Origin of the sequence: Haloarcula terrestris (assembly GCF_031624315.1) — an archaeon.
In the GTDB taxonomy this organism is placed as follows: Archaea; Halobacteriota; Halobacteria; order Halobacteriales; family Haloarculaceae; genus Haloarcula; species Haloarcula terrestris.
The window spans coordinates 1-15341 of sequence record NZ_JAMQOM010000007.1; the positions used below are offsets into that span (position 1 = coordinate 1).

Below are 15341 nucleotides of genomic sequence, written 5' to 3' on the forward strand. Positions count from 1 at the left end.
CCGGGATGGTCTCCGCCCGGAGACCATCCCTGGAGAAACTCAATTAGACCTTGCTGAGGATGCATATCCCCTCGATTGGTCTCCTGCTACGAGACAGTGGCGAAATTCATCGAGGCTAAACACATACCTCCATTCGAACTGTTCCGATAGCACCAGGGGATCGTCTTCCATGTCACTCCAGAAACTGCCGAATCTGCTCAATTTCAGCCTGTCCGACCTCATCAAGCAGATAGATACTCATGAGGTACAACAGTGTGCCGACGGCCGCAGTACTGAGTGAGTTGACCATTGTGTAGCTGTCGAACACATAGAGTATCACAGTCGGGAGCAACATCAGTATCGCCCCAAAGACTGCGTTTCGAAGACAAACAACGGGAAACTCCCACGAAAGGTACCGAGAAGATAGTTTCATGACGAACAGCAGGTACAGCGTGTAGCTGACGGTTGTAGCTACGGCGGCACCAAAATAGCCCAGCGTAGTTATCAGTGGGACATTAAGCACGAGATTCACCGCGATAACACCAATGATACCATACGACAGCATGGCAGTTTCTTCCCTGATTTCGAAGATGACCTGTATTAGATTCGCGAGTGACCAGAAAAACAGCCCGATGGCGACGACGGGGATGATTACGAACCCGCTGGTAAACTCATCACCGACCAGCAGCGTGCTCACTGTTCTACTGAGGACAGCGACGAGAACCAGCGCAGGGATACCTAAGAGAATGAAATACCTGGAAAAGTTGTGTAGCATCGTTCCGATTTCTTGTTCGTTCCCCCCGTCCCAGGCATCGATAATAATCGGTGTAATCGCCTGGATAATGGGTGTATACGCCAGTCGGAGACCCCGATCGACCAGCATGTAGTTCGCGGAGTAGATCCCGACTGCGATACTACTTCCCAAGAGTTCGAGCAATACTCGATCAGCTTGAACGAGAAACGCATCCCCGATAATAAATCCGACCATCGGGACCCCGTACCGGAAGAGCCGGTTCATTAACTCTTGGTCGAATAATGGAGTTCCTCGGACAGTCTCCGAAGACACAAAAATATACGCACAGGTAACGACAATGCCGATAGTTGCACCCAAGATCCAGCCGACAATATGTTCTAGCACGACGACTGCTAAGACAACCGAAACCGTCACGGAAATGACGGCCCGCATCACTCGAAAGAGGGTGACTTTTGGGGAATTTAAAACAGAACGAAAGAAAGCCAGTAATACTTGTATTCCGCCCCGAGCGATAGCCAGTGCCAGCGCGGGGAAGAAAAATATCGTGTACGGCCCGAGCCAGTGGCCTCCTAACAGGAATCCGACCGTTGCGAAAAATAACAACAACACAGAGATTCCAACATACAGCGAGTAGATATTCCTCAGAACAATTTCATCATCAAGTTGCGGCGCATACCGGAGAACCGAGTAGTCAAGCCAACCGTACAAGAGGGTACTGGTGATTCCTGCAACCGCTAGCGCAAGCGAATATCGCCCGAACATCTCGGGAGAAAACACCCGAGTGAATAACATTAGTGCACCAAGAGAGAGTAGTGCAGGGACGAGATGTGCAATAGAGTAAAAGCTCAGATCGTGGACGAACTGTCGGATTCGGTCACTGAACCCATCAACTGACTTAGCCATCGATGTCAGGAGGTAGTTATATTATACATACCAGTCATTCACCCGTACTATAGTATATGACCCTCATCGGATCGACACCCGTACAGCACATATCGGATTTCTCTTTGCTATTCTCGGGTCTTGTTTAAATATATGTGCCGACAATGGTCGAATAATGCTGTCACTACTCTCAGTAATGCTACAGAGATCATAGCACAAGAGATATCCGAGAAATTAAGACAACATAACTAACAGTGTGGTGACTGATATCTCGACAACACGCTTGAGAGTCATCGAACGCCCCTTCTTGACAAATGAATATTTTACAGCTCACTCGGACAGCAATGTACCCGCCACAGAACGGAGCGGAAGTGCGTCTATGGAAAACCGCCCAGAAATTGACTGAGTTTGGAGATTTATGGGTAGCTGCACCTCCCAGCAGTGAACAGCCATCAAATGATATCGAATGGATCGATCTGACCAGCCCACTGTTCACTCGGCAACCAATCTGGAACGAACTTTGGACTGGCCTGTTTTTGTTCAGCGAGCGACACCTGCTTCGAAAACTGCTCACACGGACTCTCGTCAGGACAGTTAATTCGGTGGATATCTCATTCGATGTTATCGTTTGTGAGTTCCCGCAAGTAACGGATGCAGCAGTTCAGCTCTCGGCGGAACACGATGCAATGATGCTCCTGAACAAGCACAACGCCGAACACACGATATTGGACGGCTATCTTCAGGAGAGAGGTGTTCCCGATTTCCTTCGCCGCCGGGCAGTAGAGAACTTCTACTCTTTTGAAAAGCAGGCGATTAGTGCAGCCGACATAACGGTGTTCCAATCCAAAGACGATCAAGCCCGGTTCGAGGAGACACCCGGAACCGAAACATTCGTCATCCCGAACGGGTGTGACTTCCAGTGGATACGCGATGGGAACAATCCGGCACAGGCGGCGCGAGAATGTGGCATAGACGAGGATATCTTCACGTGTGTGTTCCTCGGCTCATACGACTACGCACCGAACAGACGCGCAGCAGCGGTAATCAGCGAAGAGATTGCCCCAGAATTCGACGACGTAACCTTTCTCCTCATCGGACGGAATCCCCCCTCAATATCGGTGAGCAATGTATATACACCCGGCTATGTTGACGAACTCCCTGGTGCCTTGCAGTTAGCGGATATCGCGCTATGTCCGCTGTTCAGTGGCTCCGGGACTAAATTAAAGATGTTAGATTATCTCGCGGCCGGATTACCCACAATTACGACCTCTGTCGGTGCTCAGGGACTCACTGTTGAAGACGGCAAAGATGTGCTTATCCATGAGGACGCTGACGGCTTTGTTCGCGGCATCGAACAGCTTCGCTCTTCGAACGAACTCCGGCATCGACTCGCGGCTGCAGGGCCAGAGATCGCGTCAAATCATTCCTGGGATTCCCTAATGGACCAATACGACAGCGTATTCGAATTGATTACTGGCGATCAAGGTACGTAGCGTTCTCCCTGTCTGCGAGCATTCCTATTTCGCCGGTCGTGTACACCTTGTTTTCACTACGGACAGAGTCTCTCATCCAGTCCTCCGAAACGAGGAGCGTCCTGAAATCAATCCGCGATGGAACGTACCGTACACTGTGGTCCGTCCACCGCTGTCGGTACAGGAGCAGGTCTTGCTCTGTGCTGATACGATCATCCGCTACGACGAACGGACCGGAAGCTGCACCGTATCGACTGAGGCCGATAGCCGAATTCCAGTCAGTAGCGACCGATGTCTCTTGCTCCTCGATATACGCCGCTGATTGCTGGAAACTCTCCATTTCAGCAGCACTGAACTCTTTTTGGGTTTCGGGCAGTGATTGTTTCTCCCAGAGATCTGGACCCGAGTGGAGGCCGTACAGATCGTCTGCTGCCACAGCCGGGCCGGCAGTCGCCAGTACTGCGACCACGAGAATCGCCGGAGCGATTCGCTTGAGAGATGTACTCGGGATAGAGACGAACCGGTACAGGCTCGATCCAATGATAAACGCGACAAAGAGGCTAAGTGGGAGTTGTATCCGCTGGATGCCGTGTATATCAAGCGGGATTCTGATCATAAAGATCGACCCGAGCACGCCGATAGTGACGATTCCAGCGGTGCGTCGGTACAAGTTGAGGTTTCGAAAGAGCATCACCACCCCGAGAGAGAGCATACAGACGAGAAATACATTGTATATCCCACTAACGCTGACTAGACTAATCACGGCCTCAGTAATGGACGGTTCAGGGAGCGAACTTCCAAGCGTTTGAACTGGATCACCGCCGCTCGAACTGCTCGTCACTTGCATGTAACTGACTACTCTGGATAGGGCAGAGATCAGCGTACTGATAAACACACTGCCGACTGACCAGTATGCAACGCTGCCGCCGACCCACGCGACAATTGGTAGTAGTTGTGGTCTGATGACACCTTCGAATCCGAAAGCGCGGTCAGCGAGAATAGGAATCGTGAGCAGTCCGGCCAGTATCGGAGCAAACAGGACAACAGTGAAATGATGAGTGAACCAAAGCGCGATGACGATGGGGACGGTAAGTAACGTGTGCACGAGATAGCTCGTCGGTTTGAACGTACTGTATCGATAGGCTCCCAGAATAACGATAAGCCCCAGCACAACTGCGAGCGCTTGTGGGTAAAAGTAGACGCTGTATCGATGGATCGGGCCAAGTACGGTAACACCAAACAGGATACAGATTGCGAGTATTCGATCCGAAAAGAAGAGACGGGCAAGTAAATACGCGGCGCAAATGACGACGAGATACGTGATTATTCCGGTAATAACGAGTGAATCATACGACGAAAACCCGGTAAGAAAGCTCACCGCTCCGAGAAGTGTTTGGTGTCCCGGGAAGTACTGATACATCGTCGTTTCCGGAAGTGACTGCCACGTTCCATTTGCGGTGATGAGATCAGTGTAATAAACGTGTTTTGGGATATCTCCCCGGCCGAAATAAAAATTTGTTGACAGGTATTTCGTTATCGGATCGAGTGCAAATAACGCGACGAGCTGGCTGATGAGCCATCCTGTCGGCGCTCGCCGCCGGATTTGTACTGTGAGTAATATATACCCGATGGGCAGAACGACAAGAAGGCTCACAGTCCGCATGGTCGACGCTCCAAACGGTAGAAATGCGTCTGCCTGAGCCACCGCTGCCATAGAGAGCAGAACGATGCCGAAAACAACCTTTCCTAACTCCGAGCTCTGTACTGTATGGCTACTGCGTCCTACTTCCTCTCTCTTTGGTTGTGAGTACCGATAGATTACGATTGCAAACAGCAAGCCCAGGAACACGTATCCGCTCTTGATACCGGCCACTGGGCCCAGGATCTGAAACGCTGTAAGGGAGGCAAGTAATGCGATAATGAGCGATGTCGGGAGAAGCAGGCGCGTCACGTCTTGCCAGGTAGCAGCTGACATCAATTTTACAACTCAAAGTCTCCGATGATGAGTATTTATGTATTACTGTCTCGGTATAGATCGTCTAAATCGCCGACTGAATGCCAATTGAACTAGTTTCGTGTATCGATCTGCTCCGCAGGAGTGCCGGCAACGACGGTAGACTCGGGAACAGACTCAGTGACGACGCTTCCGGCTGCAACAACGGCACCCTCGCCGATAGTGACGCCATCCAACACTGTACAATTAGCGCCAATCCATACGTCGTCGTGAATTGCTATGCCTTCCTTGGTAACCTCCTGTTGAACTATCGGGACAGTCTGATCGCTAAATGTGTGATTCGCAGCGACAATGGTCGTATGTGGACCGATCAATACGTCCTGACCAATCTGGATCGACCCATGACCAAGGAGGGACCCAAACACGTTGACCAAGGAGTTTGATCCGATTTCGATTTCCCCTCCGGACGGAGAGATGACGGTGTATTTCCGGATCCGACAGTTGTCGTGGATGGTGATCTTGCCCGACGTTCCGAAGTCAGTCGCCATGTCGATTTCGGCTGAGTTGTCGATTGAAACGTTACGACGGCTGTTGAGATACCGTTTGTACAGTTCACTGGTGAGATACGATTTGCAGATGACAGCAAAGGTGAGCAGCCCCTTCTCGGACAAAAGGCTAAACGGACTCTTTTTCATGTTGTCTCACAATATTGACTATTGATATGGTTGTTTTCCAATTAAATATTTGCACTGAGTACTAATCGCAACTCAAGTAACTCCGGGTTACTTCCCGGGCTGTCTCGACGATTACCCAGGTACTCCCGCAACACTATCGACAGTGCCCGTATTAGTATCACAGATCACGGTCGGTACAGCCATGGGCCGATTTTTGCCGTTGTTCCGTTCGAATAACAAGAGGGGGCTGGGAGCTGGGATATCCAATCTTGATGTACACTGTCTTTCACGGGAATGTGTGGTGCTTACAAAGTAGACTAGGGACTTGTTTCAATTGGTACTATCGGAGCGACATACTGCCGATCGTTTGTGAACCTCTCTGCTTCAAACAGGGGGAGTGTCAGTTAGTGAGTCTATCGTAATCTCTGAACTCGGCGTCTCTGAAATGGTCATATGCGCCGAGTACTGTCGTTCGTATTTTATTGAACCCGCCGGTTACAGACCACCATAGAAACAGAGACAGTGTCTCAGCTATGAGTGACAGATAGAGTGGGATTCGACACGGCAGTGAGAGGTTCTCAGCCCCGAACTGCAACTTATTTCTTATCTTGTGATACGAACTGAACGGTGACCGTGTTGCAGTTTCACCGACACGATGTCGGATCCGCGAATCAGGCGCAGTCAAAACCTTCCAACCGTTCTTTTTTGCCTTCCACGCCAAATCAACGTCTTCCATCCCCAGAAAATAGCTTTCGTTCAACAACCCGATCTCATCAAGAAACTCGGGATTCAAGAGAACAAGGCAGGATTGAACGTAATCAACCGGGTACGGTTCACTCGCTTTCGGCTCGCGATATAGTTCCCCTTTCGCTGCAATCCAGGGATGGAAAATATACCCTGCATTGTGAATTTTCCCCGAATCGGCATGGAGGTTGACACCGCCGACAGCCGCCACGGAATCGTACGTTTCCATCGTCTCGACCAGTGGCTCAAGGAACGTTTCCGAGACGATAGTGTCATCGTTGAGGAGAAGTACGTACTCCGCACCGCTCTCAAGAGCATACGAAATTCCGGCGTTGTTTCCCCTGGCAAACCCCTCGTTCTCTTCGTTGAGGACGAACTCACACCAGTCGTACTCCGACTGCAGTCGCTCTATCGAACCGTCTTCCGAGCCGTTGTCGACGACAATAACACGATAGTTGGGATACGTAATCGATTGTATCGAGTCTAAACATTCGACGATCTCATCGTAGTTTTCCCAGGTGAGGATTACGATAGCCACTGACGGAGCGGTATCGGGGCCCGAGACAGTACCGTTCCGGACACTCGAAGCGTCCTCTGCCGATGAATTAGTCGTGGGAACATCATTCATCCTACGTCCGCAGTATGCTAGATGTGTGTTAATAGTAAGGTGTATCCAAACTCCGAATCTACGATGCATCGCAGATCTGTTCATACCGACAGTAATTATCAGACCGACATTTCCGATAATAATGTACTTCTAACTAAATTTGTTCAACTAAAACACGGTGTGAATGCACAAGTCTGAGTCAGAAATCCCTCCTGAAAAAGACTCGGAGACTGGGAACCGTGACCCCTCACAAGTATTTGAGAAGAGTCGGCGTGGCTTTATCAAATCACTCTCTACTAGCACGGCAATCAGTTTGAGCTTGCTCGCTGGCTGTAATACGTGGGCTGATACTTCGGTGGATCCTTCTACAGACCGTCCCTTGACCGAGGAAACGACGGAACAAGAGACGGGCATTGGCGTGGGGGTTTATCTGGGCGACGACTCCGCGTTAGAGCCCTGGGAGGAGTGGTTCGGACGAACTGTTGATTACTACTCATTCAACGTCCCACACAGCGGCTGGGACAAGTATCGTGTCGGCAATATGCCGTTCGAAGTCCCCATTGAGCCAATCGCATCAGAGCGTCAGATAGCGGTCACAGCGAAAATGTTTCCGCCGGCGGAATCTACTTTGTCCGCCGTAGCCGAGGGGGAACACACTACTCAACATCAGCAATTTGCCCGCAGTTTGATTCAGAACGGAATGGCAGATGCGACGCTGCGAATCGGACACGAACTGAACGGCCGATGGTCTTCAGACGGGGCGGTGGATAGACCCGAACTATTCATCAAGGCGTGGAAACAGGTAGTTACGGCGATAAATTCGGTTGATGACGCGGACTTCAGCTACATGTGGGCACCACATATCGGACGAGTCCATATGGACCCAACAACTGCATACCCAGGAGATCAGTGGGTAGACATCATCGGATTGACCGTTTACGACAAAGGGGAATTATACTACCCGGACCAGTGCGACGACTCATGTGTCCGTGAGCGTCGAAAGCGGACCTGGAACCGGATCATTAGCCAGGACTTTGGGCTGAACGATTGGGCGGAGTTCGCAAGACAACACGGGAAACCACTCGCATTCCCTGAGTATGGAGTGGTCGCTCGAAACCGGAACGATGCCGGGGGAGGTGATAATCCCCTATTCATTGATAACTTTGCACAGTGGCTCGCAGAGAACAGCGATATCGTGAAGTGGCACAACGTCTGGAGTTTCACCGCCGGCCCCCATTTCATAGGGCCAACATCGCTCCACGTCTCCGAACAGTATCCCCCCCACCCGACCGCCTCTAGCGAGTTCAAATCGCGGTTTAACTGAGTGAAAGCGTTACGTTATGATTCCGACGGCGTGTCATTTGTAACGCGTACTGCCGCCTTGAAAATCTCGTCATACCCCGGCTCGATCCGGTGAGCACTCGAACTCATCTCTTCGAGATCCCAGAACCGTGCTGCGCCGGCATCGGATCCGGGAGTCGGCGAGCCCGTCGTTGATGCTCGTGTCGTGCTATAGATGACGACAAGAATGTGCTGACCGTTAGGGTGTTGAACGAAATTAGTATCGAACAGTGTGATGTCGCCCGTCGAAACGGAGAGCCCAGTCTCTTCGTGCAATTCTCGACTCGCAGCTTCCTGCGGGGGTTCATCGGCTTCTAGATACCCTGCGGGGAGACTCCAGGAACCAGCCGCGGGTGGCTCTGTCCGTTTGACTAGCAATACGCGCTTCTGATCGTCAACTACGAGGACGCCAGCACACGGTTTCGGATTCCTGTAAATCGGCTTCGCGCAGTTGTGACAGTAGCGTCTCGTCCGGCCCTCGATTTTCCGGTCGTCTAGTTCGGTCCCACAAGTCGAACAGTACGCTGGGTCAGTCGCCACTATGATAGACGAATTACCAGAGTGTACTAATAAGTCGGGCTCATGCGTGGTCGATTAAAACCCATGTAGAAGCGGTGAGTCACCTGCTCGTTCATGCCGAGGAGGCAACAACCGTCTGCCGAACGAGCGGCCTTCGAACTGAGTACGACGATACGGTTCCCAGTCAGTCACATGCGCATGACACTATCCCCATCATTGATGGATCCCTCTGGCGAATTCCGATCAGTGAGAAATGTTCCCGCACGCACATCTCGCGCTTGGGTACCTCACCGTATCAACGTACACTGACAGAGCCCTCCGTCGTGCACCTGGCCAGCGTGACCTCGGCGCGGTCTTGCTCGGGTCCCAGTTTGCAGATCTCATCGATAAACCGTTGATACTACTTGGGGAACCGTTCGTTAGCGGTCGGACCGTTGCTCACTCGATGCTAGTTGTGCTACCGGCTTTTCTGTGTTTATTGTTTGTCAGCCGAACCGATGCTGGAACTCAGAGCACCGTCGTTGCTTTCGGTCTAAGCTGGGCCGTACAACCATTCGCTGATGCCTCGCTATTCCTTCTACAGGGGACAGTTGCGCGGGATCTGATCGAGATATCGTTCCTCGTGTGGCCGGCTACCCTCCCTGCAGATGGTATTATTAGTTCGATATCAAATATTCCGTACGTAGAGCAAGTCATACGAAAGAAACCGGTATGGACCGCTCGCACACTCCCGAAGAGTGAGGACCTTCGGTTCTGGATACGGGTCTCCGAGCTCTCGTTAACGGTTGTAGCTGGGTTCAAATGGTATCACGATGGGGTACCGGGCGTGGCGCGTATTAGGTCAATTCTCGAATCCGTGTGATATTCTCGTCCGTTATTTCTCCCGAAACATAGAGAATAGAGACGTACACGACGGTCGACACAACCCCTGCCACTACTACCAGCCCGTGTGTGTACCAATCAGACACGTACAGCAGTGCCGGAAACGCTGCCATAACAGTGCCAGCCAGCATGACATTGCCGATTGTCTCCGTTGGTAGGTGCCAAACGATCCGATCCCGGGAATACCAGAAGACGAATGCGGCGTAGGCCGAATAGCTGAGCAGTGTTCCGAATGCCGCTCCCACGTATCCGAAGCTCATGATCAGTGGGATGTTGACGAGAATATTGAACACAACCGCAGCGATGAGCCCACGCGACATCAGCGCCGTTCGCTCTCTGATTTCCAGACCGATTTGACCGAGATTGCCAAGCGACCACATGAATACTCCAGCGCCAACTATCGGGATAACGACGTATCCTTCGTGATATGCCTCCCCAAGCAAAAGTGTACTCAGCGGTCTACTGAGTGCGCCCAGGAGGACCAGTGCGGGAACTGCGAGGACGAAAAAGTACTTGGTGAACAGACTGAGGAGTTCTTCGATCCGTTCTTGATTGTCTCCGTTCCATCGATCAATGACGATTGGCTGAATCGCGTCGAGTAGCGGGATCATCGCCAGTCGTAACCCACGGTCGGCCAGGCTATAGTTCGAGGTGTAGATGCCCACTGTCGCACTCCCACGAAGGAACTCGATCAGAAAGCGATCTGCCTGGTTCAACAGTGGGTCACCCATTATCCAGCCGATCAATGGCAGTCCGTACCCCGACATGCGGACGAGCATGTCGCGGTTGATCTGTGGGACGGTCCGAAGGAGATCCGACAGCGCAGCGACAGCGAGAATACTAATCACAATAGCGATAACGTTCCCCCAAATCCAGCCCGAAATGTGATCGTACACGAACAGAACGATAAGAACTGAAAACGCAAGCATCGCAACGGCTTTTATACACATAAACACCGTCACGAGCTTCGAGTTCAGCGTGGCCCTGAACAATGCGATTATTGGCTGGAATGCCCCTTGCATCAGGAGAAACGCCAGAGCAGCGGCGTAGAACGGTTGATACGGGCCGAGTGTGTTCCCGATGAGTGCATACACGCCGCCTGCGACCGTGATGAGACAGAGACTAATACCGATGACGACAGCGAACGCAGTCCCAATCAGCTTTCTCTCGTCGACTTTCGAACCGAATCTGATTATTGATTTATTGAGCCAACCGAACAGGAGTGTACTCCCAATTCCGCCAACCGAAATCGCAATCGAGTAGCGGCCAAACGCCGACGGTGAAAACAGACGCGTAAAAATCGTCAGTGCAATAACGCTAAAGATGGCCGGGGCAATGCCTGCTATCGAATACGCACCAACGTCCCGGACAAACTGTTGGACAGTTTCGGAGACATCACCTAGGTTGTACATTTATTGCAAACAAACCCGAAAATAACTGCTTTCAATATCTATGTAAGGGGTGTGTCCGAATCCCTCCGTGAGTTCGATCTCTCCGATCAGTGCCGATATAGACCCATTTTTCGGCGTGGGTGTTTGCCTCGGTCACCTTGCCGAGGACAAGTCCTAAAAGCATATGAAACGACATGTTACCCGGTGTGTTAAGAAAGGTCCTGTTTCCCAGTCATAAGTCTCTCTCTAGACAGATGTGGCGTCCCATAAAGAATGTTACCGATAACTCAACAGGCACGAATCGAGAGCATACTATTATTCAACAAGGGGATAAATGGTCAATACATGACAGAATCAGTCGAGCAGGAGGATCGGCTATCGGTCGTCCTCGCTGACCTCGTTGTTGTCGCCATTCTCACCGCTCTGACGGGCGTGTTCGTGTTGGTTCAGCCGCTGAACCAGACTCTACTGCGGCCAGCACTGGCGCTAGGCTTTCTTCTCTTTGTCCCTGGATACGTCTTCACTGTGGCACTGCTCCCTCGGGGCAGACGACGCGGGACTGAGAACCAGACCACGGACACGAGCGAGACGATACTTGAATACCTTGTTTTTTCGTTCGGGGTTAGCGTTTCACTTTCGATTCTGGGAGGCCTTGCACTTGGAATCACCACCGTGGGTATCACTTCGGCCCGGCTATACAGTACACTCGCACTCCTTACAGTGGTCTGTCTACCAATTGCAGCGTTCCGTCGGCTCGCAGTTCCGCCCGAAGATCGGTTCCACCCACGGCTCTTACCGGTGATTCGCCGAAGTCGTTCGGAATTCTCTACCGAGCAACCGACGCACGTGCTAGTTCTCAATCTCGCAGTCGTAGTCACGATTATCATCGCTGTCGTCTCCGTTGGCGCTGGCTTCAACGGGAACAACGAAGCCGACCTTACCGAGTTTTATGTCCTCTCAGAGAACGAAGATGGGGAATTCGTGGCGACAGACTACCCCAGCACGATGACTCGTGGTAGTTCCGAGCCATTCGTTCTCGGGATTGACAATCAAGAGGGAGAGTCGATTGAGTACACTGTTGTCATCCTTTTCCAACAGTTCGAGACGGTTGACGGCTCAGAAACGCTTGTCTCGGAGGTCGAACTACAGACAATTGAACGGACTGTCGAAAACAACGAAACTGCGGAGCTAAACGTCTCAGTTACCCCGCCTACTGCTGGACAAAACCATCGACTGACGTATCTCCTCTACACCGAGCAACCACCGTCGTATCCGTCTACCGATAACGCATATCGAGAAGTTCATATCTGGGTTGATATCGAATCCCAGTAGCGACAGCGGGTTAGCATTCACTTGAACCACGATAGTAGGCCATATCTCCAAGTAGGATGGTCCTATCGAAGGAGAAGAAGTCAGTAAATTCTCATATAATACAGTACATCGTAAGTAAATGCACCACATCCGTCTGTAACGAGGCTCCACTTTGCATGAGATTCTCGGTAAGGTATAACTACGCTTAATTAAGGATATCATAGAGCACTGTGTACATGCAGAGAAATGCCAGAAACCGATCCGCGCCAGCAACAAACCTGCCGATTTCCGAACGGACGCGAACGGGTGACAAGCGATGAAACACGGAGCGTACATCCTCTCCGAAAGCCGAGTGAAGCAGTTCGAAGAGGAGTGGTTGGACGGCGAGAAGATCGACCTTATTACGACGACCTTCACTGAAGGCTTCCACGATTTCGTCGGAATTACGTGGGAACCCGGTGCAGGTACGGACACGAAGGCCAAATCACTCCAACGGACGTTCGGTCAGACCGACCGTCAAATGATCATCGCATACGAGTTCGCAGGCGAAAACCGCGGTAATTACGGACCGCCCGCACGCGGGGACTTCGATGGAAAATACCGGAAATTCGCTCGCAGTCTGGTCGATCTCGGGATGGGTGATTCACTTATCGCGCCGAACCACGAGTTCAACCTGGACTGGGGGTCGAAATCGGCGATGGATGAACCCGAGAATTACCGGGACGGCTACGCTCGATGTGTCCGGGAAATGCAGTCTGTCGACGGAGCGAATTTCACGTTCTGTTATGCGCCAGCACGCAACAGACTTGGCGTCGCACCTGAAGCATGGCCAGTTCAATCCAAGTACTGGCCAAGCGGCGAGTCGCCGCCAGTCGTGATGCCATCGTTCTACGATGCTGGACAAACATATCCCGATGACCTGTCTTCGATCAGCCAATCGGAACTAGAAAAACTCCGAGACGAGATCTGGCAGAACAAACACAAGCCACTGCTGGACATGTGGAACGATTTCGCCACAGCGAGAAACACGACGCTGGGATTCCGTGAGTGGGGTGTCGGAAACGATGCCTACTACAACCCAGCTGGCGGGGATAACCCCGAATTTATTCACCGGATGTTCGATTATATGCGGAACAATAACGTCGAGTTCCAGGGCTACTGGAACGCGGAATCGGCCGGTGGCGGTAGCCACCGTATCTGGCCGGAAAGCGAGACGAATCTGATCGACTCCGGAAATGCCTGGCAGAACGAAGTCCTCGTCGATATCGGGAGTGAAACCGAGACCAGCACTGAGACACCTACTGACGACGGATCCAACACCGAGGACAGTTCACAACCGACGAACCTCGGCAATTATACCCTGCCAGCACAGGGGTCTCTAGATTGGCATATCCCGCTTAACGAGAACTTCGCCAGTATCGAAGAGGATATCAAGTCACTGAACGAACGGCTGGAGCAGCTTGAATAACCGCAATCCCTTTTAAACTCCTGGGGCGCGGCAACTATTCTAGTGAAAAACATTTTGAACAGAGAATATAAATGAGGTGGTAATGCCTAGCTCCCGATCCGTGCAGAATGCCGTTCGTAATCGTATTCCAGGGAGGTCACAGGTAACACAGTTAGCGGACGCGTTGTTGAAAGTCTCATCGTCGTGGGTCCCCCACGGTGTTGATATATTCGATCGAGAGTGGGACGTACTCGTTATCTTAGATACATGCAGAGCTGACGCAATGGATCAGATCGCCTCGGAGTATTCGTTTCTTGACTCCGGAACGTCGATTTGGTCCCGAGGGAGCGCAACGCGTGAGTGGGTCGCACATACGTTTACCAACGAGAACATCGACCAGATCAGGAACACGGCACTGGTAACGGCTAATCCGACAAGCAGATGGGGACTGGGCCACGAGGCTGAACCGAACTGGCCCGAGTTCTTGGAACGGTTTACTCGGTGGGATACTGTTGAACCGAGCGATTTTTGCGAATTTGACGAGGTGTGGAGATACGGTCCAACAAATCCGTTCAGCGGTACCGTAATGCCGTATGCCGTGACAGACCGTGCGATAGCGACCTGGCGGGAGACAGTTGCTGATCGGATGATCGTACACTATCTTCCACCGCACATCCCCTACGGTGCACGAGCGCTTGCGGAAAACCGACCACTGAACGAAGTAGAAAAAGACCCGTGGAGTGCGTTAAAAAACGGGACCGCCAGAGAAAGAGTTTGGGACAGCTATTTAGAAGAACTGGCGTTCGGGCTGGAGAGCGTCGAAACGTTGATCGAAGACATCGACGCAGAGAAGATTGTTATTACCTCCGACCACGGAGAATCGTTTGGCGAGTTCGGCGTTTACGCACACCCGATGCTACCCATCCCACCGCTTCGAAAAGTTCCATGGGTGGAAACATCCGGTCAGGGTCGCAACGAGCACACGATTCATCTGGAACCGGATACTGTCGACGACAATCTTGAAGAGCAAGTCGAGGAGCAACTCGAGATGCTTGGGTATCGCTGATTCTTCAAAAAGTAGAATCCGCATCATCCGACACTAGTGGTTTACATCAGTATCACGAGAAAACCGGAGTTAACGGGACACGGTCGAGACACAAAGCATCTCGCTGGTGCACCCATTGTGCCCGTATTGAATGTGACTAACCCTGGTCCATGATCAGACCCGTTCTAGCTAGTAGACGAATTATAACACCCAAGATTGTTATTTTTAAATAAATACGCAGGTCTATTTGCCAATATACTATTAGTGTAGTCAATTACGGCTCTAAAAAATCGAGTTAGTTGAACGCTATTCAACTGTAGTAGTATCTTGCGTGGTCAA

12 protein-coding genes are annotated in these 15341 nt (G+C 51.6%); 6 read left to right on the forward strand and 6 right to left on the reverse strand.

Annotated features, from left to right (window positions below; all coding sequences use genetic code 11):
• Positions 1-172: 172 nt before the first annotated feature.
• Complete coding sequence (locus NDI54_RS15335; RefSeq protein ID WP_310897312.1) at positions 173-1636, reverse strand: lipopolysaccharide biosynthesis protein; 1464 nt, start codon at positions 1634-1636, stop codon at positions 173-175.
• A gap of 323 nt (positions 1637-1959) precedes the next feature.
• Between NDI54_RS15335 and NDI54_RS15340 the strand changes: the two genes are divergently transcribed.
• On the forward strand, positions 1960-3108 hold the full coding sequence (locus tag NDI54_RS15340; RefSeq protein WP_310897313.1) for a glycosyltransferase family 4 protein: 1149 nt from the start codon (positions 1960-1962) through the stop codon (positions 3106-3108).
• On the opposite strand, the gene NDI54_RS15345 is transcribed toward NDI54_RS15340, so the two are convergent.
• The 3 genes from NDI54_RS15345 to NDI54_RS15355 form a co-directional block, all read right to left on the reverse strand.
• Complete coding sequence (locus NDI54_RS15345) at positions 3086-5062, reverse strand: hypothetical protein (protein WP_310897314.1); 1977 nt, start codon at positions 5060-5062, stop codon at positions 3086-3088. The two genes, NDI54_RS15340 and NDI54_RS15345, sit on opposite strands and share 23 nt — an antisense overlap.
• Positions 5063-5154: 92 nt before the next feature.
• The gene (locus NDI54_RS15350; protein WP_310897315.1) at positions 5155-5736 is read right to left on the reverse strand and encodes an acyltransferase; all 582 of its coding nucleotides are present in this window, start codon (positions 5734-5736) and stop codon (positions 5155-5157) included.
• A 379-nt stretch (positions 5737-6115) separates the two neighbouring features.
• Positions 6116-7087 carry a glycosyltransferase family 2 protein gene (locus NDI54_RS15355; protein ID WP_310897316.1) on the reverse strand — a complete coding sequence of 324 codons (972 nt, stop codon included), beginning with the start codon at positions 7085-7087 and terminating at the stop codon, positions 6116-6118.
• 163 nt (positions 7088-7250) lie between these two features.
• On the opposite strand from NDI54_RS15355, the gene NDI54_RS15360 reads away from it, so the two are divergent.
• Entirely contained in the window at positions 7251-8390 is a 1140-nt protein-coding gene (locus NDI54_RS15360; protein ID WP_310897317.1) for a glycosyl hydrolase, read from the forward strand.
• Between the two features lie 14 nt (positions 8391-8404).
• On the opposite strand, the gene NDI54_RS15365 is transcribed toward NDI54_RS15360, so the two are convergent.
• Positions 8405-8947, reverse strand: a complete 543-nt coding sequence (locus NDI54_RS15365) for an NUDIX hydrolase (protein ID WP_310897318.1) — start codon at positions 8945-8947, stop codon at positions 8405-8407.
• Between the two features lie 232 nt (positions 8948-9179).
• On the opposite strand from NDI54_RS15365, the gene NDI54_RS21460 reads away from it, so the two are divergent.
• Positions 9180-9788, forward strand: coding sequence for a metal-dependent hydrolase (locus NDI54_RS21460; RefSeq protein ID WP_406600194.1), 609 nt, complete (start codon positions 9180-9182; stop codon positions 9786-9788).
• Here the strand turns inward: NDI54_RS21460 and NDI54_RS15370 are convergent.
• A complete protein-coding gene (locus NDI54_RS15370; RefSeq protein ID WP_310897319.1) occupies positions 9763-11220 on the reverse strand; it encodes an oligosaccharide flippase family protein in 1458 nt (485 codons plus the stop codon). The two genes, NDI54_RS21460 and NDI54_RS15370, sit on opposite strands and share 26 nt — an antisense overlap.
• Before the next feature lie 324 nt (positions 11221-11544).
• Between NDI54_RS15370 and NDI54_RS15375 the strand changes: the two genes are divergently transcribed.
• The 3 genes from NDI54_RS15375 to NDI54_RS15385 all read left to right on the forward strand — a co-directional run bounded on the left by NDI54_RS15375 (position 11545) and on the right by NDI54_RS15385 (position 15023).
• Entirely contained in the window at positions 11545-12531 is a 987-nt protein-coding gene (locus NDI54_RS15375) for a DUF1616 domain-containing protein (RefSeq protein WP_310897320.1), read from the forward strand.
• A 295-nt stretch (positions 12532-12826) separates the two neighbouring features.
• Positions 12827-13978: a hypothetical protein gene (locus NDI54_RS15380; protein ID WP_310897321.1), complete on the forward strand. Its 1152-nt coding sequence runs from the start codon at positions 12827-12829 to the stop codon at positions 13976-13978.
• Between the two features lie 262 nt (positions 13979-14240).
• Positions 14241-15023, forward strand: coding sequence for an alkaline phosphatase family protein (locus NDI54_RS15385; RefSeq protein WP_310897322.1), 783 nt, complete (start codon positions 14241-14243; stop codon positions 15021-15023).
• Positions 15024-15341 lie beyond the last annotated feature (318 nt).